This window comes from Ensifer sp. ENS09, from assembly GCF_014852425.1.
Classification (GTDB): Bacteria; Pseudomonadota; Alphaproteobacteria; order Rhizobiales; family Rhizobiaceae; genus Ensifer.
This window is the reverse complement of the sequence record NZ_JACVBP010000005.1, coordinates 278,719-300,385: the sequence shown is the minus strand read 5'-3', so window position 1 is coordinate 300,385 and position 21,667 is coordinate 278,719. Positions and strand designations below refer to the sequence as shown.

Annotated in this window: 20 protein-coding genes; 3 read left to right on the top strand and 17 right to left on the bottom strand. The window is 64.4% G+C overall.

Annotated elements, in window-relative coordinates; genetic code table 11:
- Nucleotides 1-186: 186 nt before the first annotated feature.
- From repB to IB267_RS25835, 12 genes are all read right to left on the bottom strand, one after another.
- Entirely contained in the window at nt 187-1,266 is a 1,080-nt protein-coding gene (gene repB, locus IB267_RS25890) for a plasmid partitioning protein RepB (protein ID WP_192450376.1), read from the bottom strand.
- 5 nt (nt 1,267-1,271) lie between these two features.
- Nucleotides 1,272-2,531, bottom strand: a complete 1,260-nt coding sequence (repA, locus tag IB267_RS25885) for a plasmid partitioning protein RepA (protein ID WP_371742639.1) — start codon at nt 2,529-2,531, stop codon at nt 1,272-1,274.
- Nucleotides 2,532-2,780: 249 nt separating this feature from the next.
- The gene (locus tag IB267_RS25880) at nt 2,781-4,220 is read right to left on the bottom strand and encodes a M20 family metallopeptidase (RefSeq protein ID WP_192450374.1); all 1,440 of its coding nucleotides are present in this window, start codon (nt 4,218-4,220) and stop codon (nt 2,781-2,783) included.
- 112 nt (nt 4,221-4,332) lie between these two features.
- Nucleotides 4,333-5,877 carry an ABC transporter substrate-binding protein gene (locus IB267_RS25875; RefSeq protein ID WP_192450373.1) on the bottom strand — a complete coding sequence of 515 codons (1,545 nt, stop codon included), beginning with the start codon at nt 5,875-5,877 and terminating at the stop codon, nt 4,333-4,335.
- A 31-nt stretch (nt 5,878-5,908) separates the two neighbouring features.
- Nucleotides 5,909-6,766: a serine hydrolase gene (locus IB267_RS25870; RefSeq protein WP_192450372.1), complete on the bottom strand. Its 858-nt coding sequence runs from the start codon at nt 6,764-6,766 to the stop codon at nt 5,909-5,911.
- A 1-nt stretch (nt 6,767) separates the two neighbouring features.
- Nucleotides 6,768-8,396, bottom strand: a complete 1,629-nt coding sequence (locus tag IB267_RS25865; RefSeq protein WP_192450371.1) for an ABC transporter ATP-binding protein — start codon at nt 8,394-8,396, stop codon at nt 6,768-6,770.
- Entirely contained in the window at nt 8,393-9,211 is an 819-nt protein-coding gene (locus IB267_RS25860) for an ABC transporter permease (RefSeq protein WP_192450370.1), read from the bottom strand. The genes IB267_RS25865 and IB267_RS25860 overlap by 4 nt, the downstream gene beginning before the upstream one ends.
- Nucleotides 9,208-10,152 carry an ABC transporter permease gene (locus tag IB267_RS25855; RefSeq protein WP_192450369.1) on the bottom strand — a complete coding sequence of 315 codons (945 nt, stop codon included), beginning with the start codon at nt 10,150-10,152 and terminating at the stop codon, nt 9,208-9,210. Before IB267_RS25855 ends, IB267_RS25860 begins: the two co-directional genes overlap by 4 nt.
- A gap of 216 nt (nt 10,153-10,368) precedes the next feature.
- Nucleotides 10,369-11,487, bottom strand: a complete 1,119-nt coding sequence (locus IB267_RS25850) for an NAD(P)-binding domain-containing protein (protein WP_192450368.1) — start codon at nt 11,485-11,487, stop codon at nt 10,369-10,371.
- Nucleotides 11,488-11,544: 57 nt separating this feature from the next.
- Nucleotides 11,545-12,033 (bottom strand): GAF domain-containing protein, encoded by a 489-nt coding sequence (locus IB267_RS25845; protein ID WP_192450367.1) that lies wholly within the window; start codon nt 12,031-12,033, stop codon nt 11,545-11,547.
- Nucleotides 12,034-12,122: 89 nt separating this feature from the next.
- Nucleotides 12,123-13,025 carry a LysR family transcriptional regulator gene (locus tag IB267_RS25840; RefSeq protein WP_034805970.1) on the bottom strand — a complete coding sequence of 301 codons (903 nt, stop codon included), beginning with the start codon at nt 13,023-13,025 and terminating at the stop codon, nt 12,123-12,125.
- A gap of 157 nt (nt 13,026-13,182) precedes the next feature.
- A complete protein-coding gene (locus IB267_RS25835) occupies nt 13,183-13,569 on the bottom strand; it encodes a hypothetical protein (RefSeq protein WP_043617543.1) in 387 nt (128 codons plus the stop codon).
- Nucleotides 13,570-13,964: 395 nt separating this feature from the next.
- Between IB267_RS25835 and IB267_RS25830 the strand changes: the two genes are divergently transcribed.
- Nucleotides 13,965-15,182, top strand: a complete 1,218-nt coding sequence (locus tag IB267_RS25830; protein ID WP_192450366.1) for an SfnB family sulfur acquisition oxidoreductase — start codon at nt 13,965-13,967, stop codon at nt 15,180-15,182.
- A 79-nt stretch (nt 15,183-15,261) separates the two neighbouring features.
- Complete coding sequence (locus tag IB267_RS25825; RefSeq protein WP_192450363.1) at nt 15,262-16,659, top strand: LLM class flavin-dependent oxidoreductase; 1,398 nt, start codon at nt 15,262-15,264, stop codon at nt 16,657-16,659.
- Nucleotides 16,660-16,737: 78 nt separating this feature from the next.
- Here the strand turns inward: IB267_RS25825 and IB267_RS25820 are convergent, their stop codons facing one another.
- From IB267_RS25820 to IB267_RS25810, 3 genes are all read right to left on the bottom strand, one after another.
- Nucleotides 16,738-17,964 (bottom strand): acyl-CoA dehydrogenase family protein, encoded by a 1,227-nt coding sequence (locus tag IB267_RS25820; protein WP_192450361.1) that lies wholly within the window; start codon nt 17,962-17,964, stop codon nt 16,738-16,740.
- A 140-nt stretch (nt 17,965-18,104) separates the two neighbouring features.
- Nucleotides 18,105-18,680, bottom strand: a complete 576-nt coding sequence (locus IB267_RS25815; RefSeq protein WP_210336007.1) for a class I SAM-dependent methyltransferase — start codon at nt 18,678-18,680, stop codon at nt 18,105-18,107.
- A 66-nt stretch (nt 18,681-18,746) separates the two neighbouring features.
- Nucleotides 18,747-19,364, bottom strand: a complete 618-nt coding sequence (locus tag IB267_RS25810; protein WP_192450358.1) for a Crp/Fnr family transcriptional regulator — start codon at nt 19,362-19,364, stop codon at nt 18,747-18,749.
- Between the two features lie 51 nt (nt 19,365-19,415).
- Between IB267_RS25810 and IB267_RS25805 the strand changes: the two genes are divergently transcribed.
- Entirely contained in the window at nt 19,416-20,129 is a 714-nt protein-coding gene (locus IB267_RS25805) for an SDR family NAD(P)-dependent oxidoreductase (RefSeq protein ID WP_192450355.1), read from the top strand.
- A 50-nt stretch (nt 20,130-20,179) separates the two neighbouring features.
- Here IB267_RS25805 and IB267_RS25800 read toward each other — a convergent pair whose 3' ends face one another.
- Nucleotides 20,180-20,638: an Rrf2 family transcriptional regulator gene (locus IB267_RS25800; RefSeq protein ID WP_192450353.1), complete on the bottom strand. Its 459-nt coding sequence runs from the start codon at nt 20,636-20,638 to the stop codon at nt 20,180-20,182.
- 305 nt (nt 20,639-20,943) lie between these two features.
- A complete protein-coding gene (gene urtE, locus IB267_RS25795) occupies nt 20,944-21,639 on the bottom strand; it encodes an urea ABC transporter ATP-binding subunit UrtE (RefSeq protein WP_192450352.1) in 696 nt (231 codons plus the stop codon).
- Nucleotides 21,640-21,667: the final 28 nt, after the last annotated feature.

The following is a 21,667-nucleotide window of genomic DNA, read 5'->3' as shown; positions in this document are numbered from 1 at the left end:
AAGGCGACCGCGACATCCCGTCGCCGCCCTCGCACGGCCGAAAATATTTCTTGGATGAAGGCGATATCGGCGCTCGCTAAGGGATGCCCACGGTGGCTCGCCACCGGCTCCACCGGGAAAACGAATCGGGCCCGCGTGAGCGCATCACGCGGGCCCGATCGAACGTTTCTAAGACGTAGGCTTCGCTCAGCCTTCGCGGCCGGACGCAAACACCGCATGATGCCTGGCAAGCAGCTCGACGACCTCGTCGATGAAGGCGGGATCGACATCGGCCGAGAACTCGATGCGGGCATTCTTGCCGTCGCGCTTGAGCTTGGCAAAGGCGCGCCCGCCGGCGTCGACCAACGCTTCCGGCTTGGTCGCCGCTGCATCCGGCTTCGGCTTGCGCGACAGGCGGGTGAAGACGATCTGGAACCGCTGGTCGCTTTCGGCTTCGAGGAAGCGGCGCGCGCGGCACTCTTCCTGCGCCAGTTCCACGGTCGCCATATCCTCAAGCAGCGCGCCAAAGGCCATCCAGCGTTCGCGGCCGACCTTCGGCGCCGGGCCGATGGCGCGAGCGATCGCCGGCGGCACGCCTTCGGCCACCTGCAGCAGGCGCGACAGCTCGCTCTTCTGCACCGCGAGCGCCTCGCCGATCACCTTGCGGTCGAAGCCACGGTCGGCGAGCGCCGACGCAAACATGGCGCGCTCGATGAAGGACAGGTTGCGCCGCTCGGCGTTTTCCTTGCCCTGCGCCAGCACCAGCTCGTCGTCGGTCAGCGGCCGGACGATGGCCTTGACCTTGATGCCGAGGCTGCGCACGGCGTTGAGGCGACGGTGACCGTAGGCGGTCTGGTAACGGCCTTGCTTCTGCGGGTGCGGACGCACGAGGATCGGCGACTGCTGGCCGCTGTCGCGAATGCTGTCGGCGAGCGCCAGGAATTCCGGATCGTCGGTCTCGCCATCGGTCAGGCGGTCGCCGACGAAGGACGCGTCGATCAGTTCCGGATCAAGCTCGACGACGCGCTCGCCCTGGTGCAGGGCCTCGCGCAGTGCGCGCGCCTCTTCCGCCTCGCGGGTGATACTCCCAAGCGAAAGCCCCATGGCCTTGATCGCGCCGGAGGCCGCCCGCGGCACGTCGGCCTGGGCTGCAGGGACGACCACCGGCTTTGCCGGCTGCGCGCTTGGTGCGGCGGGCGCCTTGTCGTCCACTTCTGCGGCAGGTGCCGCCGGGGCGACATTGCCGGAGAAGAGTGCGCGCAGTTCGTTCTTGCGGTTGCCAGCCATGTCGGTCAGCGCCTCCAAGCCGCGTGAATGAGCGCTTCGATCTCACCGTTGACGGCGTTCAGCGATTCGATCGCGCGGTCATAGGTGGCGCGGGTAAAATTCTCCCGCCCAACCTCGTAGAGCGTCTGCTTCGTCAGGCCGGCATCGGAAACCGCCGTCGATTTCACCATGGCCGACGTCAGCACGCGGTCGCCGAAGAGCGAGCGCATGAAGCCGACGATCTGCGCCTGCGGCCCGTCATTCGGCTCGAAGCGGGTGACGAGATAGCGCAGGAAGTCGAAATTCAGTTCGCCGCCGGCCTCGCGCACGACACTCAGGAGGTCCGACGTCATGTAGAGGAACTGGTTCATCGAGGCGACGTCGAGCATCTGCGGATGCACGGTGACGACGACGGACGTCGAGGCGCACAGCGCCGACAGCGTCAGGTAACCGAGCTGCGGCGGGCAGTCGATGATGACGACGTCATAGTCGTCTGCAACGCTGGCCAGCGCGGCCTGCACGCGGGCGAAGAAAAGCGGCCCCGCGTCCGTGCCGTTTTGGCGCGCGCCCAGAGCCTGCGGCGTCGTGTGCTCGAATTCCTGCAGTTCGAGATTGCCGGGCACCAGATCGAGACCGTCGAAATAGGTCTTTCGGATGATGTCCTTCAGCGGGCGTGCTTCGGCGTCGTAGCGGATCGCGCCATAGAGCGTGTCGTTGCCGGTGAGGTCGAGTTCCGGCTGATAACCGAAGAGGGCGGACAGCGACGCCTGCGGGTCGAGGTCGACGGCAAGCACCCGGTGGCCGGTCATGGCGAGATATTGCGCGATGTGCACCGAAGAGGTCGTCTTGCCGGAGCCGCCCTTGAAGTTGGTGACCGAGATCACCTGCAGATGTTCACCCGCTTCCGCATCGCGCCATTTCAGATAGCTGCGCGCCTTGGCGGCGTTGCCCTTGGCAAGGGCCTGCTCGGCCAGATGCCGGCGCAGCGCATTGATGTCGGAGAGCGAATAGGAACGGCGGCCACCAAGACCGGTATCGGGCTGCGGCCCTTCGCCGGCAAGCGAAAGCTGGCGCAGATAACCGTCGGAAACGCCGATCAGCTTGGCCGCCTCGCCCGAGGTGAAGCTGCGCAGCGTCTTCATCGCCGTCGGCGGGAACAGCCGCTCGCGCATCGCCTTCAACTGTTCGGAAAGCGCGCGGGCATCCGCCGCGATCGCCTCGTCGGCTGGGCGCCGGGCCTGGGCGTGGCCTGCATCCTGTTTTGCGTGGGTTGCCGTCATATTCATTCTGCCATACTCCTTGCGCGCGTCAGCGGCCCAACGGCGCCCCATCGCGCTAACAGAGATTCAACTCAAATACGGCCAATTGGCACTTATTCGGAAAACTCCGTAACAGAGATGCCGGAGCTTGCGATTCGCGTCAAGAGTCGGGCGCCAATCAAAGGCGCGTGCGCTTGACGCTCAGGCGTCCGGACGCCCACAAAACGAAACGCCCGCGGGGTGGCGCGGGCGTTTGCAAACATCGAAAAAGTGAACTCAAAGCTTGGGACCGATATGATCAGGGATCGGGCACTGGTAGGGTTTACCCTCGGTTTTTTCCCGCCATTCGGCCTTTGCCCGCGCCAAGAGATCGGCGTCGAGGATCAGGTCGAGACCGGTCGTGGCCATTGATTTTGCCGCGTGGGCGAAAGCCTTGTGGGCGGCCGGGCTCTTGCCCTGCGCCACCACCTGCCAGGTGTGCGGCGCCGTTCCGATCGCCCAGGCGGGCGCCCAGCATTGCGCCGTCGGCGTGATCCAGCTGACGTCGCCGACATCGGTCGAGCCGGCGCGGAAATGCGACTGGCCCTCGAAATCGCGCAGGCCGAGATGCAGACCGGTCGAACCGTCCATGCGGCTGTTGGCGAAAACGTCGCCCTTGATCTGATAGAGCCGGATGCTGCTCGATATTGCTTCCTGCGTCAGGGTCTTCTGGATGTCCTTGGCAAAGGCGATATCCGCCTCGTCGAAGGGCACCGGGCCGAGCGCCACCATGTTGTCGTGGATCGCCGTTTCCAGCGCGATATTGGGCAGCAGGTTGGTCGCCGCGCGGTCGAATACGATCTCGACCTCGGTCTCCGTCATCATCGCCGCCCCCTTGGCGATCTTGTCGATGCGGGCGGCGAGCGCCAAGGCCTCCGGCATCTGCGGCGCGCGTACAAGATAGAGCGCCTCGGCGCGGGCCTGCACCACATTGGCCGCCTTGCCGCCGGCATCGGTGATCGCATAGTGCACGCGGCAATCCTGCGGCATATGCTCCCTCAGGAAGTTGACGCCGACATTCATCAGTTCCAGCGCATCGAGCGCGCTGCGGCCGAGATGGGCACCGTTCGATGCGTGCGCGGCCACTCCCTTGAAGCGATAGTAGATTTCGAGAACGGCGAGATTGTTGGTCGAGCGTACGCCGTTGAAGGGTGCCGGGTGCCAGGTCAGCGCCGTATCGACATCGGCAAAGATGCCGGCGCGCGCCATGAAGGTCTTGCCGGAGCCGCCTTCCTCGCCGGGACAGCCGTAATAGCGCACCGTGCCCGGCAAGCCGTTTTCCTGGAGGTAGCGGGCAAGCGCGACGGCAGCGAGCAGCGAGCCGGTGCCGAGCAGATTGTGGCCGCAGCCATGGCCCGTACCGCCGTCGACTTCGGCGCGCGCTTCGGCAACGCCGGCCAACTGACTCAAACCGGCCAGTGCGTCGAACTCGCCGAGAAAGGCGATCACCGGCAGGCCCTGCCCGCTCTCGCCGACGAAGGCGGTGTCGATCTCCGCCAACCCGCGCGACACGCGAAACCCGTGCTTCTCAAGCATGGCGATCTGTGTCGCTACCGACTTTTCCTCATGAAAACTCAGTTCCGCGTGGTCCCAGATCGCGTCGCTCATTGCTGCGAATTCGGGCTTCAGCGCTTCGATCGTTTCGACAAGGGCGGTTCGTGCGGCCGGATTTGGCATCAATCATCCTTTTGCGACGGCGCGGGGCGCGGTCGCATCAGCAGTTTGTCTAGGGAGGTGCGGAGGGCGGCAAACGGCCGCCATCCGCTGGAGAGGAAGGGCTACGCCCGCATCAGTCGTCGAGCGTCACTTCCCAGAGGCGGGTGTTGGACTGCCAGACCGGCTGGCCGTGCAGCTTCTTGGTGGCGCCCCAGATGTCGACCATGTCGTACATGAAGATGCCGGGGACCTCTTCGAGCATCAGCTGGTGAAACTCGTCGAAGATCGCCTGGCGCTTGGCCTGGTCGGCCTCGACATAGGCCGCCTTCATCAGCTCGATCGCCTTCGGGTTGTCCCACATCAGCGAGGCGTTCTTGTCCTTGTTGCCGACATAGAAGCTGTACATCAGCGCCGGATCGAGGCGCGGCGACACCGACTGCGAGATCACTTGGTAGTTGCCGGAGCGGCGACGATCGACCTGGGTCGCATAGTCGAGCACTTCGATCTGCACGTTGAGGCCGACCTGCTGCATCATCGCCTGGGCGACGACGGCAGCGGGGAAGCTCGGCACGTTGCCGCGCTTGTTGGCGATGATGGTGATCGGCTCGCCGTTGTAGCCGGCATCGGCCAGGTTCTTCTTCGCCTTTTCCAGGTCCATCGGGATCTTCTTCTTCTGGACGTCGGAATAGAAGATCGAGTCGGCCGAGACCATCGATGCGTTGGCTTCGCCGGTGCCGTTGGAAACAGCGGCGACGAGCTGGTCGAGGTCGAGCGCTTCGGCCATGGCGCGGCGAACCGCAACGTTGCTCAGGATCTTGTCGCGGGTCTGGAAGTAAAGCAGGTTCTTGCCGTTGTTGCGCTTGACGATGAGTTGCGTCGTGTCGCTGTCCTTGAACTCGGCAATGAGATCGGCCGAGACTTCGGCGGTGTCGAGCGCGCCCGAAAGCAGGCCGGTCTTCACGGTCGAGGCGTCCGGGATCACCATGAACTTGATGCCGTCGACGAGCGGCCGCTTCGAGCCGACCATGCCATCGGGTTTGCCGTCATTGGCGGGTGAGACGTAGTCGGCGTTCTTTTCGAGCCGGACATATTCGCCCTTCTTCCATTCCGCCCACTTGAACGGGCCGGTGCCGATGGGCGCGACATAGGCGCCGTCAGCTCCGACGGAATCTTGGGAGACGATGCCGGTGTAGCCGCATTCCGGCCGGGCCATCAGGCCGAGAAAGACGGCCGAAGGCTTCTCGATACTCATGGTGACGGTGGAAGCGTCGGCTGCGGCGACGCTCGTCACCTTGATCGACTTGCTGCCGTCGAAGTCGCCGGCGCAGGTCCACTTGGTCTCCGGCTTCATGTAGCGGTTCCAGTTCCAGACCACGTCTTCCGCGGTCAGCGCCTTACCGTTGTGGAACTTCACGTCGTCGCGCAGCTTGAACGTATAGGTCAGGCCATCGGCGGAGGCCTCGAAGCTCTTTGCCAGCAGCGGCTTCACTTCGCCGTTTTCGGCGTAGCCGACCAGGCCTTCGACGATGTGGAAGATCACTGAGTCGGTGTTGCCGTCTCGGTTGACGCCGGGCTCGTTGCTGCGGATGTCCGAACTCTGGGCAACCGTCAGGTCGCGCGCATGGCCGAGCGCGATCGCGCTCATCAGCATGGTGCCGGCAAGAAGTATGGTTTTCATGGGTTCCTCTCTCTTGTTGTTGGTTGTCGATTCAAAAGGCGCGCCAGCAGGCCTGCGACAGCTTGCCGATGGTTTCGAGCGCGATGGTGTAGCCGGGCGTGCCGTCGGGCATCAGCGCGGGCACACCGTCGGTAAAGGCGGCAATGGCGTAGAGCGGCTTGCCGTCGCGATAGACGACGCCGGCATCCATGCGGCCGCGTTTGCCACGGCCGCCCTTGCAGGCGGCGACCGTATCGAAGGGCAGCCGCGCGCGGATGCCGTAGCGAAGAACCTGGTTCTTCAGCGTCTGGACGGCAAAGGCGGCCAGCTCGACCGTAATGCCAAGCTTCGCCGCAGCCGCGGCATCGTGCTCGGCGGCGAGGATCAGTTCCAGCAGCATCACCTGGTCGGCAGCCGTCGTCGTCGTGACATCGGCCAGCGAGTGATCGGGTTTGAGCGCCAGCGGCGGAATGAGGAAGCGATGGTGGGTGCCAACCATGCCGAGCGCCTTGCAATAGCCGTCGACCTCCTCGAGCGTCAGTCGCTCGAACACCATCTTGGTGCAGACATTGTCGCTCAGCACCATCATGCCGACGATCGCGTCGCGCAGCGAAATGACGATGCCGGGCGTCAGGTAGCGGAACATGCCGCTCGCCACTTCCTGGGCGAGGCGTGCTTCGTAGGTGATGCACTCGTCGAGGTTAAGCCGCCCTTCGGATACCGCCTTCAGCGCCGCCATCATGATCGAGGTCTTGCGGGTGCTGGCGGACGGCGTTTCCTCACGCTCGCCGCGGCCGATGGTTTCACCGGTCCGAAGGTTGCGCACCAGGAAGCGGGTGACGAAGGGCTGGGCATCGGCGATCGCATGGAGTTCGGCCGCGATCATGCCGGTCTTGATTTCGGTGCTCATCTCAGGCCTCCAGACGCCATTTGAGGGTGACGCCGCCGGTCTGGTTGAGATCGAGCGCCGGGATCGCGGACAGCAGCTTACGGGTATAGGCCTCCTTCGGCGCATCGAAGATGCGATCGCGGTCGCCTTCTTCGATGATCCGCCCGTCCTGCATGACGATGACCCGGTCGGCGACCTGCTCGACGACGCCAAGATCGTGGCTGATGAACAGGCACGAGAAGCCGTATCGCTTCTGCAGGTTGGAGAAGAGTTCCAGCACCTGCGCCCGGACCGTCACGTCGAGCGCCGAAACCGGCTCATCGGCGATCAGGAACTTCGGTCGCCGCGCGATCGCCCGGGCGATCGCCACGCGCTGGCGCTGGCCGCCGGAAAGTTCATGCGGATAACGATTGGCGAAATCGGCACTGAGCCCGACTTCCTCCAGCGTTTCAAGAGCACGGCGGCGCTTGGCCGGCGTGTCGAGATCCGGCACCAGCCGCAGCGCTTCCTCGACCAGCGCCTGGATGGTCATGCGCGGATCGAGCGAGGAATAGGGATCCTGGAACACCATCTGACAGTTCAAGCGATAGTCGCGCCAGTCGGCGCTGCGCTCGCGGCCCTGGAACAGGATCTCGCCTTCGGCCTGCTGGACGAGGCCGGCGATGGTGCGGCCGAGCGTCGTCTTGCCGGAGCCGGAACCGCCGACAAGCGCCACGACCTCGCCGACGTGGATATCGACGCTGACGCCATGCAGCGCGCGCTTCGGCTCGTGGCGGCGGAACAGCCCCTTGCGGCCCGGATATTCGACCACGATGTTGCGTGCCGAAACCATCGGCGTGCGCGTCGTGTCGAGTTCACGCGCCGCGCCGCGGAACGGCAGCGAGGAGAGCAGCTTGCGGGTATAGGGATGCTGCGGCGCCTGCAGGATCTCTTCGGTCAGCCCCTGCTCGACGACGACGCCCTTTTCCATCACCACGAAACGGTTGGTGTAGCGGGCAACCATCGGCAGGTCGTGGCTGATGAGCAGCACCGCCGTGCCCTGGGCCTGGGTCAGCTCGACCATCAATTCCATGACGTCGCGCTGCACGACGGCATCGAGCGCCGTGGTCGGCTCGTCGGCGATCAGCAAGGCCGGCTTCAAGAGCATGACCGAGGCCAGCATGATGCGCTGGCGCATGCCGCCGGAGAACTCGTGGGGATAGGCGATCAATGCCCGCTCGGGCTGGCGGATGCCGACGCGACCAAGCATCGAGAGGATCGCCGTGCGGCGCTCCTCGACCGACATCTTGGTGTGCAGGATCAGCCCTTCTTCGAGCTGCCGGCCGATGGTCATCGACGGGTTCAGCGAGGTCATCGGCTCCTGAAAGACAACGCCGACCTCGCCGCCGCGAAGCTCACGCAACTCGCGATCCTTCATCCCGAGCACATCCTTGCCCCGGTAGAGGATCGTTCCGCCGATACGGCGGACGGCCGGCGGAATGAGCCCGATGATCGCGCGGGTCGCGAGCGTCTTGCCGGAGCCGCTTTCACCGACGATTCCGACGATTTCGCCGGGCGCGACGTCGAAGCTGACTTTCTTGACCACCTGGTTGCCGGTATGGCTGACGGCCAACGAAAGGCCTTCGACGCTTAAGAGGGTCTTGCCCGTCATTTCAGGCCTCGCATGCGGGGGTCGAGCTTGTCGCGCAGGGCGTCGCCCAGAAGGTTGATGCCGAGCAGGGTGAGAGCGATGCAGAGACCGGGGAAGAAACCGAGCCAGACGGCCTGTTCGATGAACGGGCGGCCGGCGGCGAGCATGTTGCCCCAGGTGGGGGCCGGTGGCGGAACGCCAAGGCCGAGGAAGGAAAGCGCGCTTTCCGACAGGATTGCCCAGCCGAACATCGAGGTCGCAAGCACCGTGATCGGCGCCAGGCAGTTCGGCAGGATATGGCGCAGCATCGTGTAGATCTCGCCGTTGCCCATCACCCGCGACGCCTCGATGAACTCGCGTTCGCGCAGCGACAGCACCGCACCGCGTACCACGCGGGCCATCGACGGCGTATAAGCGATGCCGAGCGCGAAGATGATGCCGTACTGGTTGGCGCCGAAGACGGCGAGCAGGCCGAGCGCCAGCAGGATGCCGGGGAAGGCCAGAAGCGCATTGTTGATCGCCATGATCACGCCATCGATCCAGCCGCGGGCATAGCCGCTGACGATGCCGATGAAGGTGCCGAAGACGACGGCGAAGGTGACCGTCAGGAAGCCGATCCAGACGCTGGCGCGGGCGCCGACCATCAGGCGGCTGGCGACATCGCGGCCGAACTCGTCGGTGCCGAGCCAGTGCGCTGCACCGGGGGCGGCAAGACGCGCGGTGAAGCCGAGCGCCATCGGATCATAGGGCGTCCAGAAAAGGCCGATGAGGGCGGTGACGACCAGCAGCCCGATCAGGCCGCCGCCGATGACGCCGTTGAAAGTGAGCTTTCTCATTCTGCCACCACCCGCGGATCGAAGAGAGGATAGAGGAGGTCGACCACGAGGTTGACGACGACATAGGAGAAGGCGACGAGCAGCAGGCAGCCCTGGATCACCGGATAGTCGCGCTGGAAGATCGCATCGACCATCAGGCGGCCGAGACCCGGAATGGTGAACACCGTCTCGATGACGGCGATGCCGCCGAGCAGGTTGCCGAGGATCAGGCCGATCATCGTCCAGGTCGGACCGAAGGCGTTCTTGAAGGCGTGGCGCCAGAGAACGGCACTTTCCGAAAGCCCCTTGGCGCGGGCATGAGTGATGTAGTCGAGCCTGAGCACCTCGAGCGTCGAGGCGCGCGCCATGCGGATGATCACGCCCATCTCGTGGATGACGAGGGTCATGACCGGTAGCACCAGATAGAGAAGGCCGGCCTTCCAGTTCTCCGAGATCGGCACGTAGCCGAGCACCGGCAGCCAGCCGAGCTTCAGGCCGAAGGCGAGCAGCAGGAGAAGGCCGAGCCAGAAGGTGGGGATCGACAGAAGCACGGTCGCGGAACCGACGAGCGCCAGGTCGGTCAGGCTGTTCTGCCGCCAGGCGGCGATGACGCCGGCCGGCACCGCGATCAGGCTTGCAAGGAACACGGCGATGACGACGATTTCGGCGCTGACGAAGAAGCGGCTGACCACCAGATGCAGCACCGGCTCGCCGGTGACGATCGAGGTGCCGAAATCCCCGGAGAGGATGTTGCCGGCCCAGATGACGAATTGCTCCGGAATGCTGCGGTCGAGACCGAGCTCCGTGCGCAACGCCGCAATCTGCTGCGGCTCGGCCATGTCGCCGAGCATCAGCGCTGCCGGGTCGCCGGGAATGAGGCGGATGAGCGTGAAGACGGCCACCGAGACGATGACCATCGTCGGTATCGCCATCACGAGGCGATTGAGAATGAATTTGATCATGGGTTCCCCGTACTGAGGCAGACCGCCCGCGTTACCGCGATTCTCCCGCCCGTCGGCTCTCTTGTTACAGGGACTATGATTGATTGGAAAAAATCGCGCAATATTATGAGTAAACGTCATACCTCTATGAAAACGGCATGCAACTTCAGCGCCGCCGGACGGGCGTTGCCCGCTGGCTTGCCGGCGACGAAGCCTTCGCGATCGCGCCGGTGTCCGTCAGGTCAGGTGAAGAAATTCTGAGAGTTCGCGGGCGGCAGCGCCTCCCGCCCGGTTCGCACCGATGGTGGAAGCCGACGGACCGTAGCCGACGAGATGGATCCGGGGGTCTTTTGCCACCTGCGTCGCCAGCCGCCCAGTCATCAGGATGCCGCCGTCGGTATTGCGCAATTGGAGCGGTGCCAGGTGATCGAGCGCGCTTCTGAAGCCGGTGCTCCACAGAATGACGTCGACGGCCAGTTCGCGTCCATCCGGCCAGCGCACGCCCTGTTCGGTCATTTCGGCGAACATTGGCTGGCGCTCAAGCGCGCCGCGTGCGCGTGCAGCCATGATCGCCGGCGTCACCGGAATGCCCGTGACCGAGACCACTGAACCCGGCGGCAGGCCCCGGCGGACCCGATCCTCGACCATCGCTACGGCGGCGCGTCCGACCTCCGGCGTAAACGGCTCGTTGCGGAAGGCCGGCTCCTCGCGCGTTACCCAGGTCGTCGATGTCACCTGCGATATTTCATCGAGCAGTTGGATGGCGGAGATGCCGCCGCCGACAACCAGCACATGCTGCCCGGCGAACTGCCCTGCCGACTGATAATCCTTCGTGTGCAACTGGCGCCCCTTGAAGCGCTCCGCGCCCGGATAGGGCGGAATATAGGGGGCCTCCCAGGTGCCGGTCGCGTTGATGATGCCTCGGGCGGCATAGGCGCCGTCGTCCGTCTCCACCCTGAAGCGCTCGCCACGGTCGCACACGACCTTGACGGCCACCGGCCGGCGGACCGGCAGATCGAACGCCTTCTCGTAGGCGCCGTAATATTGCGGCACTGCGACGGCCGCGTGGACCTCGCCCTTGCTGGTATCGACCGCTTCGGAAAATTTCATGCCGGGGAGATCATGAATTCCGTTGACCGTGTTCAAGGTCAGCGACGGCCAGCGAAACTGCCAGGCGCCGCCCGGCTGCGGCGACCGGTCGATGACGACATATTGCCTGTGAGGCTCAAGCCCAAGCCGGCTCAGATGAAAGGCCGAAGACAGTCCCGCCTGGCCGGCACCAATGACGACGACGTCGATCTTGCGGGCCACGCGCGCATGCGTTTCGACGTTCACGACAGGAGCGGCATCCGTCATGCTGCGGCTCGAAGCGAAAGCCTGTCTGTCCTTGCCAGATCATCCACGACGGCGGCCCTATGCGATTGCCGCCGCGAAGATCGCGGCAAGTTTTTCGATGCCACTCTGGTCGTCGCGGTCGAAGCGCGCAGGCTCCGGGCTATCGAGATCGATGACGCCGATCACCCGGCCGTCACGCCTGACCGGAACGACGAGTTCCGAGCGCGAGGCCGCATCGCAAGCGATGTGGCCGGGAAAGGCGTGGACGTCTTCCACGAGGATCGAGCGGTCTTCCTTGACGGCCGTGCCGCAGACCCCGCGGCCGACGGCGATGCGCACACAGGCAGGCTTGCCCTGGAACGGTCCCAGCACGAGTTCGTCGTCGGTTTCGAGGAAATAAAACCCCGCCCAATTGAGGCTGGGCATGGTCTGGAACATCAGCGCCGAAGTATTGGCCGCGTTGGCGATCAGGTTCGGCTCGCCATGAAGCAGCGATTCGAGCTGCTGGGCCAGCTCCGCGTAGAAAGCGCGCTTGTCGCCTGTGTCGATGGTGGCTGCCTGAAACATGATCTTATCCGCTCTAATGTTCGTATCGGCCGGCAATGTAGTGTCGCGCCCGTCCCATTGCCAATGGCCGCAACCTTGAGGCCATTGCCTCACGGCTGCTGCGAAGCGGCGACCTGCCTTTTGAGGCAGTCAATCATGGCTTGGGCTGCGAGCGACAGCGGTACGCCAGCCGCCGTCGCGACGCCGAAATCCTGGGTGAGGTGCGGCGAAAACGGACGGATCTCGATCGGCAGGTGCCGGTGCAGATTGGCAAAGAAGCTGCTGATGATCGCGACCCCAAGGCCGTAGGCCGCGTAGGCGCAGGCCGAGCTGTTGCTGTGGGTCTCGATCTTGACCTTCTGCGGCACGCCGGCCTTGCGGAAGATCTCGTCGAGCATGACCCGCGTCGGCCGGCGGCGGCCGATCAGGATCAAGGGCACGCCGCGCAGTTCCTTCGGCGTCACGGTTTCGTGCTGCGAAAGCGTGTGCCCCTTTTCCATGACGCAGACGCTGAGGCCGGTTGCGACCGGCTGCATTTCGAGACCGGCGCTCAGCTGCCCCTCGTAGCGCAGGAAGCCGAAATCGATGATGCGCTGCTCGACGAGGCGGGCGATCGCAACGGTCGTGTCGAAGAAGGTTTCGACGCGCACGCCGGGAAAATCCTTGGCATAGTCGGCGAGCATCGCCGGGGCGAAGGTCTCGGACATGCTGTTCGGCAGGCCGATGCGCACGACCTCTGGGCCGACTGCGCCGCTGCGCAGGTCCTGCGCCAGATTGGTGAACCGGTCGATGCCGAGCAGAATATGCTCCGCATCCTCGGCGAGCTTCATCGCCTCGGGCGTCGCAATCAGCCGGCCCTTGTCGCGGGCAAATAGCGTCAGCGACAGTTCTTCCTCGAGTTGCTGCAACAGCCGGCTGACGCCGGACTGGCTGAGCCCCATGGTTTTTGCGGCCGCGATCGTCGATCCGGTCGCCAACAGCGTGCGCAGCACTTCCAATTGTCGAAAATTCACGCCGCCCCCGGTCCGCTCGAACATCCGCTTGCTCTCCCCTCGTGTTTACGGGAAGGCGATGCTTCAAGGAAGGGGTGGGCAAGCTGCGGGAAAATCCATGCCGGATACCCGCCGGGAACGAGGAGCGCGCGCACGCGCTCCCCAGAGGTCACCGGTCTCACGCGCTGGCATGGACCGGATGGTTGAAGCGGTCAGCGAAGATCTCGATCGAGCCGCGGCCGAAGCTGCGCAGCTGCCGCCGCGTCAGCACCGACATGACACGCGCCGCCGTCGAGACGGTCATGGCGTCGAGCGGCCCCTCACCGCTCCAGGGCTTGTTCAGCCGGTCCGTCACGATGCCGATGAGGTTTGCCGGCATGATGTCGGTGCAAGGTTTCATCCAGTCGAAGACCTCGCTGATGGGAATGCGCTTGCCTTCGAACGCAACGATGGGCTCGGGCATGTTGGCGCCCCAGTCATCATAGGCCTCCAGAGCATCACGAAACAGGTTCTGGAGCGTGATGGAGGCGTGCCCTTCATGGAGAGCAGGCAGGAAATTCGTCATTTGTGTCTCCTTCAGTGGTTAAGGCCGGGAAACGCGAATGGCCAATTCTGTCAGCATGTATTTGTGTTCGTGCCGGGTGGCCGATACTCTGGGGCCACGCGACGGGTCAAACTGCAGGCGATGAGGCAATGCACAAATCGGGCGATGGTTCCCTGAGCCGCAGTCAATTTTGGCGGGAAATCGGTGAGCATACACGCCGCCGACCGTCACCAGGGTCCTCTTCCCCGGCCTTCCCCCGAATCGATTTTACCCATCCCGACCCGAAGGTAAACACCAAGTCGCCATCAAGGCCGAAACGAAATACTCCAATCGATAATTTCTATAGAATATACTATCTTACCCGATCAGGCCAGATAATTCACTGATATGCACCTCAATCGACAGGGAGCAGTCACATGGGAACGATCTCGCGGCTTTCCGAGAAAACAAGAGCCCCGGCGCACCGGATCGAAAGCGAAGAGGAAGCGCTGTCGATCGCGCGTGCGCTGGCGGCGGAATTTGCGGGGAGCGCCAACGAGCGGGATACCGATCGCATTCTGCCCTTCGACGAGCTCGATGCGCTCGCCCAATCCGGCCTGCTGGCGATCACCGTGCCGCCGGAATATGATGGCATAGACGTCTCCAATGCCGTTCTTGCCGAAGTCACCGCCATCCTTTCGGAAGCGGACTCCTCGATCGGCCAGATCCCGCAGAACCATTTCTACATTCTCGAGGCGCTGCGCACCGACGGCACCGAGGAGCAGAAGGCCTTTTTCTTCGGGCGGGCGCTTGCCGGCGACCGTTTCGGCAACGCCCTTTCCGAGCGCGGCACGAAAACCGTCGGCGACTATGAGACCCGGCTTTCCCCCGACGGCCCCGGCTTCCGCCTGAACGGGCGAAAATATTATTCGACCGGCGTGCTCTTTGCCGAATGGATCGTCGTCTTCGCGCTCGATCCGAACGACAAGCTGACCATGGCCTTCGTGCCCCGTGGCGCCGAGGGCTTGCAGATCATCGACGACTGGGACGGCTTCGGCCAGCGCACGACCGGCAGCGGCACGACCGTGCTGCAGAATATCTATGTGGCGGCCGATGCGGTGGTGCGCCATCACCGCGGCTTCGAGCGACCGACGACGATCGGTAGCGTCGGCCAGATCATCCATGCTGGCATCGACCTCGGTATTGCCCGCGCGGCCTTTGCCGAGACCCTGGATTTCGTACGTAATCATGCCCGCCCCTGGATGGACAGCGGCGTCGAACGGGCGGCCGACGATCAGTTGACGATCGCCCGCATCGGCCAGTTGGCCATCCGCCTGGAGGCGGCAACGGCAACGGTCGAGCGTGCCGGCAAGAAGGTCGACGTCGCCCAGATCAACGGCACCGAGGAAAGCGTGGTCGAAGCGACGCTCGCCGTTGCCGCGGCAAAGGTCCTGACGACCGAAATCGCCCTGGAGGCGAGCAACACGCTCTTCGAACTCGCCGGCACCGCATCGACGAAGATCGGCCTCAACCTCGACCGCCACTGGCGAAACGCCCGCACCCATACGCTGCACGACCCGGTGCGCTGGAAACACCACGTCGTCGGCAACTACCACCTGAACGGCATCAAGCCGCCGAAGAACGGCGCACTCTGAGCCCATCGACCGCGCGCGATCGGCCCGAGGCGTGACCGGCGCTTCGGGCAGCGCCCAACCTTGCCCGAAGGAGAGACCCATGAGCCGCGAAATCCGGCTGAATGCCTTTGACATGAACTGCGTCGGCCACCAGTCGCCGGGGCTCTGGACCCACCCGCGCGACCAGTCCTGGCGCTACAAGGATCTCGATTACTGGGTGCATCTGGCAAAGACGCTCGAGCGCGGCAAGTTCGACGGCCTGTTCATCGCCGACGTGCTTGGCGTCTATGACGTGCTGAACGGCAATACGGATGCAGCCCTTCGCCATTCGGCCCAGGTGCCGGTCAACGACCCGCTGCAACTGGTGCCGACCATGGCCTACGAAACCCAGCATCTCGGCTTTGGGCTGACGGCCTCGCTCTCGTTCGAGCACCCCTATACTTTCGCCCGCCGCATCTCGACGCTCGACCATCTGACGAAGGGGCGTGTCGGCTGGAACATCGTCACCTCCTATCTCAACAGCGGCGCACTCAACATCGGCCAGGCGCAGCAGGCGCGCCACGACGACCGTTACGATCTCGCCGAAGAGTATCTGGAGGTCTGCTACAAGCTCTGGGAGGGAAGCTGGGAGGACGCAGCCGTCGTGCGCGACCGGACAAGCGGCATCTTCACCCATCCGGAAAAAGTGCACCCGATCAACCATCACGGCCGCCACTTCACCGTTCCCGGCATCCACCTCAGCGAACCGTCGCCGCAGCGCACGCCCGTGCTCTACCAGGCCGGCTCCTCGAGCCGCGGCAAGGATTTTGCCGGGGCGCATGCCGAGTGCATCTTCGTCGCCGCGCCATCCAAAACCGTATTGAAGCGCTATGTCGCCAATGTCCGCGAGGCAGCAGCGCGCGCCGGCCGCAACCCGCGCGAAATCCTTGCCTTCAATCTGCAGACGGTGATCCTCGGCGAAACCGACGCGGAGGCGAAGAAGAAGTTCGACGAATACCGCAGCCACGTGTCCTACGAGGGTGCCCTGGCGCTGATCTCCGGCTGGACCGGCATCGATTTCGGCCAGTTCGCCCCGGACGAGCCGCTGCGCCACCGGTACACCAACGCGGTGCAATCGGCCGTCGAGACCTTTACGACCATCGACCCGGACCGGGTGTGGACCGTGCGCGAAATGGCCGACTGGGTGGGCATCGGCGGCTTCGGCCCCGTCTTCGTCGGCTCGCCCTCGACGGTCGCCGATCTGCTTCAGGAATGGGTCGAAGACACCGATGTCGACGGCTTCAACCTTGCCTATGCCGTCACGCCCGGGACCTTCGAGGACGCCGTCGACCTGCTGGTGCCGGAACTGCAGAGGCGCGGCGTCTACAAGACCGGCTACCGCGAAGGCACGCTGCGAGAAAAGCTCTTCGGCGCCGGTCCAAGGCTTGCGGCGCCGCACCCGGGCGCCGGCTATCGCGACCTCGCCGGCCAGAGGCAGGCCGTCGCAGCCTCCGCTTAATCGAAGATATCACAGAAACGCCGCCGGAACTTTTGTTCAGGCGGCGTTTTCTTTTGCACAATACCCCGTACGTAAGGTTCAGCTGTAGAGGCTGACCAGCGGGATCCGCCCGTTGAGTGTAAAGTCGCCGACCTCGCGCGCCTTGTAGGCAACCGGATCGTGCAGCGTGTGGGTGCGAACGTTGCGCCAGTAGCGGTCGAAGCGGTAGTGGCCGGCCGTGGCCCGCGCGCCCATCAATTCGAACACCCTTGCGGTCACGTCGAGCGCCACGTGGGTCGAATGCACCTTGGCCGCATAGGCCTCGATCGCCGCCGCGCCCCGCGCCTCCGCCGTCACTGAACTGCCCTGCGACAAGGCCGCTTCCACCGCCGCCGCGGCCGCATCGGCAAGTGCGACAGATGCCTTCAGGCTTGTCTGGAGTTCTCCGATCGCCTCGAGGATATAGGGGTCGTCGCTGGCACGTTCGACGCCCGATGTCACCCAGGGACGCGTCGTGCTGCGGACGTAGTCGAGCGCTGCTGCCAGCGCCCCCTCGGCCGTGCCGAGATAGAAATTGACGAAGACCAGTTGGATCAGTGGCGTGTTGAAGGTCGCCAGCACCGCTGGCGGGTCGGACGGATCGGCAAGCGGCAGGATGAAATCTCGCCCATACACCGGAAAGTCGCGGAACTCGACGCTGCCGCTGTCCGACAGGCGCTGGCCGATATTGTCCCAGTCGTCGTTGGCGATGTACCCCGGTCGGTCCGTGGGCACGACGAAGTTGGCGATCTTGCCGTCGAGCACCGCATTGACGTTGATGCGGTCGGAGACATGGGCGCCGGTCGAGAAGGTCTTGCGGCCATTCAAGACGTAGTGCGCGCCGCGCCGCTCCAGCGTCAGCCCTAGGTCGCGCGGGTTGACGGCAGCGCCCCAATAGAGCTGGCGTTCCACTGTTTCGGCGCCCAGCACCCAGGCCTGCCGGGGGTCGGCGGCCGCCCAGTAGACGTATTGGCTGTTGACGTAGTGGTAGCCCAGCAATTGCCCGATCGAGCTTTCGCCGCGCGCGACGATACGCACCAGCCGCAACCCGTCGACCCAGTTCAAGCCCGCCCCGCCGATCTCCGGCGAATGCAGCGCCGTCAACAGACCGGCCTGGCGGAGCGCCTCGATCTCCGCGCGCGGCGGCGCGCCCGCCCGGTCGAGTTCGGCGCCGCGCCGGGCAAGATCCTGTGACAACGCCTCGGCGCGGGTGAAAAGCTCTCGGCGCCTTTCGTCATGCTCGGCGCTCGCTGGCGCCGGTTCTCTCAGGAAGTGTACGTTGCTCATCCGCCTCTCCTTGGTTGAGGCGCAATAATGAACTTATTCTATAGATAATAACAGCAAATGAATTCCGACTTGGGCAGGAGGCCGAGAAAGTCCTACCAGCCCAGCCGGCGCGCGCCGTCAAGGTAATGAGACTGCCCACCTCAGGCGCAGCTCCGCGAAATGCGATAGACGCTGGCAGGCGGCAGGTTGAGCGGCACCCAGCGCCGGAACGAAGCCTTGAGGCCAAGCTCGTCCAGAACGCGGGGCGAGATCGGGCATCGCGGTCCATAGGTAAACTGGAACAGGCTTCCGTCCTCGGCAAGGTGATGGAAGACCGACGAAAGGATCGCCCGCACGGTCTGCGCCGGCATGGACAGAAGCGGCAGGCCGCTGATCGCCGCCCCGACCGACTTCACTGCCGGCAGCGCCAGGTGCTGGGCGTCGCCCTCGATCAGCGTCGCACTCGGGAACCGCTCCCGCAACAGCGTCGCGAAAGCCGGATTGCGTTCCACCAGGATGAGATTGTCCTCGTAGACACCATTGCGCAGCAGTGCCCGCGTGAAGGCTCCGGTGCCAGGCCCAAGTTCGAGCACGTTGCCGCAGAGCGGGCCGATCTCGGTGGTCATGGCAGCCGCCAGCCGCCTGCTCGAAGGGGCGATCGCCGCGACCTCCAGCGGTCTTGCCGCCCAGGATCTGAGGAAGAGCAGGAAATCCGATGCCGTTTTCTGTTTGGTCAAGATGAGCCTCCGTTTTGCAACGGCGGCTGGTATCGCTCCTTGTCGGATGCCGCGCATTAACCCGGGTTAAGCTTGGGCGCCGGCCTCCGCCCGCACGCGCTTGGCGATGCGGCTGAGGCCGACCGGGGTGATGCCGAGATAGCCGGCGAGGTCCTTCTGCGCCACGCGCGCGACCACCTCCGGTTCCTCGACGAGCAGTGCGCGATAACGTTCTGCGGGATCCAGCGTCAGGAACTGGCGTTCGCGGCGCTCCTTGCGCTCAGCCAGCATCATCAGCGCGCTTCGGATCATCCGCGACCAGCCGAGATCGGCATCGGCCAGCGCCTGCAGCGTCCCGAACGGAAATCTCTCGAGACGCCCACCTTCGACCGCAACCGCCGAGAAGCTCGCCCGCCCGGCAGGCACCAGGGCCGAGAGGCTGGCAAAGAACCGACCTTCGATGGCGAAGGACTTGATCCATTCCTCGCCATCGGCACGCAGATAGGTGAGCTTCACCAGGCCGCTTTCGATCACGTAGACATAGGGATGCGGCTCATCCTGATGGAAGACGGTTTCGCCGGCCCTGATGCAGCGCACCTGGATCGCCTCGGCCAGCCGCTCCGCCTGCGGCAACGGGTGCCCGGCGATGCGCTCGAACAGCGAAATCGCAGCGCCCTGTCCGCGCTTAACCTCGGTTAATGCCATCCCCGTCCCCCCATTGCAGATTCGACTGCGCAACAACGGGAAATAGATCACATGGCACGCTACGTCGTCACCGGGGCAAGCTCGGGAATCGGCCGGGAGATCGCACTGCAACTGGCTGCGGGCGGGCACGATGTCGTCGCGCTTGGCCGCGACCGGGAGCGGCTGGAGGACTTGGCCCTGCGAAACCGGAGGATCGAAACCCGGGTGGTGGACCTCCGCGATCGGGCCGCGACCATCGCCTGTGGCAGCGCGCTGGCTGGCGATCCGATCGACGGTCTCATCAACAACGCGGCCATCCAGCACAATGTCCGCTTCGATGACCCCTACTACGACGTCGAGCACATCGCCGACGAGGTCGATACCAATCTGCTTGCGCCGATGTTGCTGTCGCGGCTGCTTCTGCCAAAGACGCCCGGACGCCCTTTCGTCATCGTCAATGTCGGCTCAGCGCTCGCCTGCCATCCGAAGACGACGTCTGCGGTTTACAGCGCGACCAAGGCGGGGCTGCGCATGTTTTCGGACGCGCTCTCCGTCCAGAACCGGGCAGGCGCGGTCAGGGTGGTCGATGTGGTGCTGCCGCTTGTCGATACCCCGATGACCTCGGGGCGGGGGAAGGGAAAGATCAGCGCAGCCTATGCGGCAAAGGAAATCCTGCACGCGCTCGAACCGGGCGCCACCCGCATCCATGTCGGCAAGGCACGGCTGCTGCGCCTGCTCGAAATCATAGCACCACCAGTGGCCGCCGCGATCATCAGAAAGCTCTGACGCCGCGATTGTTCGGTCGCATCGCGCGATCGCAGGCACAGCGGACGAGGTCAACCGGCTTCCGCGTCCTTCAAGGCGACGATCTCGGAGGCGTTGTCGTTGGCGGCGAACTGCTCCAGCGTCATGTTGTCGAGGATCGAGGCGATCGCATCGCGAACGTTGCTCATCGACTTGCGCACATGACAGTTGACCGGATCGGCACAGTCGTCGCAGGCCTCGAACGCAGTGCGGCTGGCGCAGCGGATCGGCGCCAGGGGGCCGTCGAGCGTGCGGATGACCTGGCCGATACGAATGTCGGAGGCCGGCCGGGAAAGCGAATAGCCGCCGCCCGGACCCTTCTTCGAGCGCAGGATGCCGGCATTGCGCAGTTCGAGCAGGATCGCGTCCAAGAACTTTTTCGGAATATTGTTCCGCGTGGCGATCTCGGTGATGAAGGCGGTCTCTCCGGGCTCCAGTTGAGCCAGGTCGACAAGGGCCTTGAGCCCGTATTTTCCTTTTTTGGTCAACATGTCACTTCACTTTCCTGAACAAGGAAAGCCGCCACAACGCCCCTTCCCGCGGCATTTACCGGGGGTAACGGGTTGTGACGGCCGCACTCTTTCGCTTAGGATGTCCTACACCCAAACTGCACCATTCTCAATAAAATACGTCAGTTACTGCATAGATTTAGTGATTTTAGAAGGCGCTTTTATGGCAGCGGGGAGTTTCCACTCACTTGAGCAGGAGGTTTTGCCGCAAAAACCGGCAGTCGCTTGCCTCAAGCGGCACGAAATCCAGCGTCGGAGCGCCTCAGGCGCCGCTGTTCAGGATGCGATCACACCGTCAGGTGTCTCCGCGCCTCTGGGGTGTCCAGCGTTTCGGGTGCGCCCTCGTGGACAACAGCGCCCCGGTCCAGGATGTAGACGTGGTCGGCGAGCTCGCGGCAGAAATCGAGATATTGCTCGACCAAGAGGATCGCCATGCCGGTCGAATCCCGGAGATAGCGGATCGCCCGGCCGATATCCTTGATGATCGAGGGCTGGATGCCTTCGGTCGGCTCGTCGAGCACCAGGATCTTCGGCCGTGTCACCAGCGCCCGGCCGATCGCCAGCTGCTGCTGCTGGCCGCCGGAGAGGTCACCGCCGCGACGGCCGAGCATCGAGCGCAGAACCGGGAACAGGTTGAAGACGTCCTCGGGTATCGAGCGGTCGCCGCGCTTCAGTGGTGCGTAACCGGTCTCCAGGTTTTCCTTGACCGTCAGCAGCGGAAAGATCTCACGCCCCTGGGGGACGTAGCCGATGCCTTCTTTTGCCCGCCGATGGGGCGCCATGCCGGCGAGTGCCGCGCCGTTGAAGCCGATCGCGCCGGCGCTGACCGGATGCTGGCCGGTGATTGCCCGAAGCAGGCTCGATTTGCCGACGCCGTTGCGCCCGAGCACGCAGGTGATCTTGCCCATTTTGGCCGTGATCGACACGTTTCGCAGCGCCTGCGCGGCGCCGTAATGCAGATTGACGTTTTCGACGCTGAGCATGGCGCGCCCTCCTTGAAGATTTTCGGTG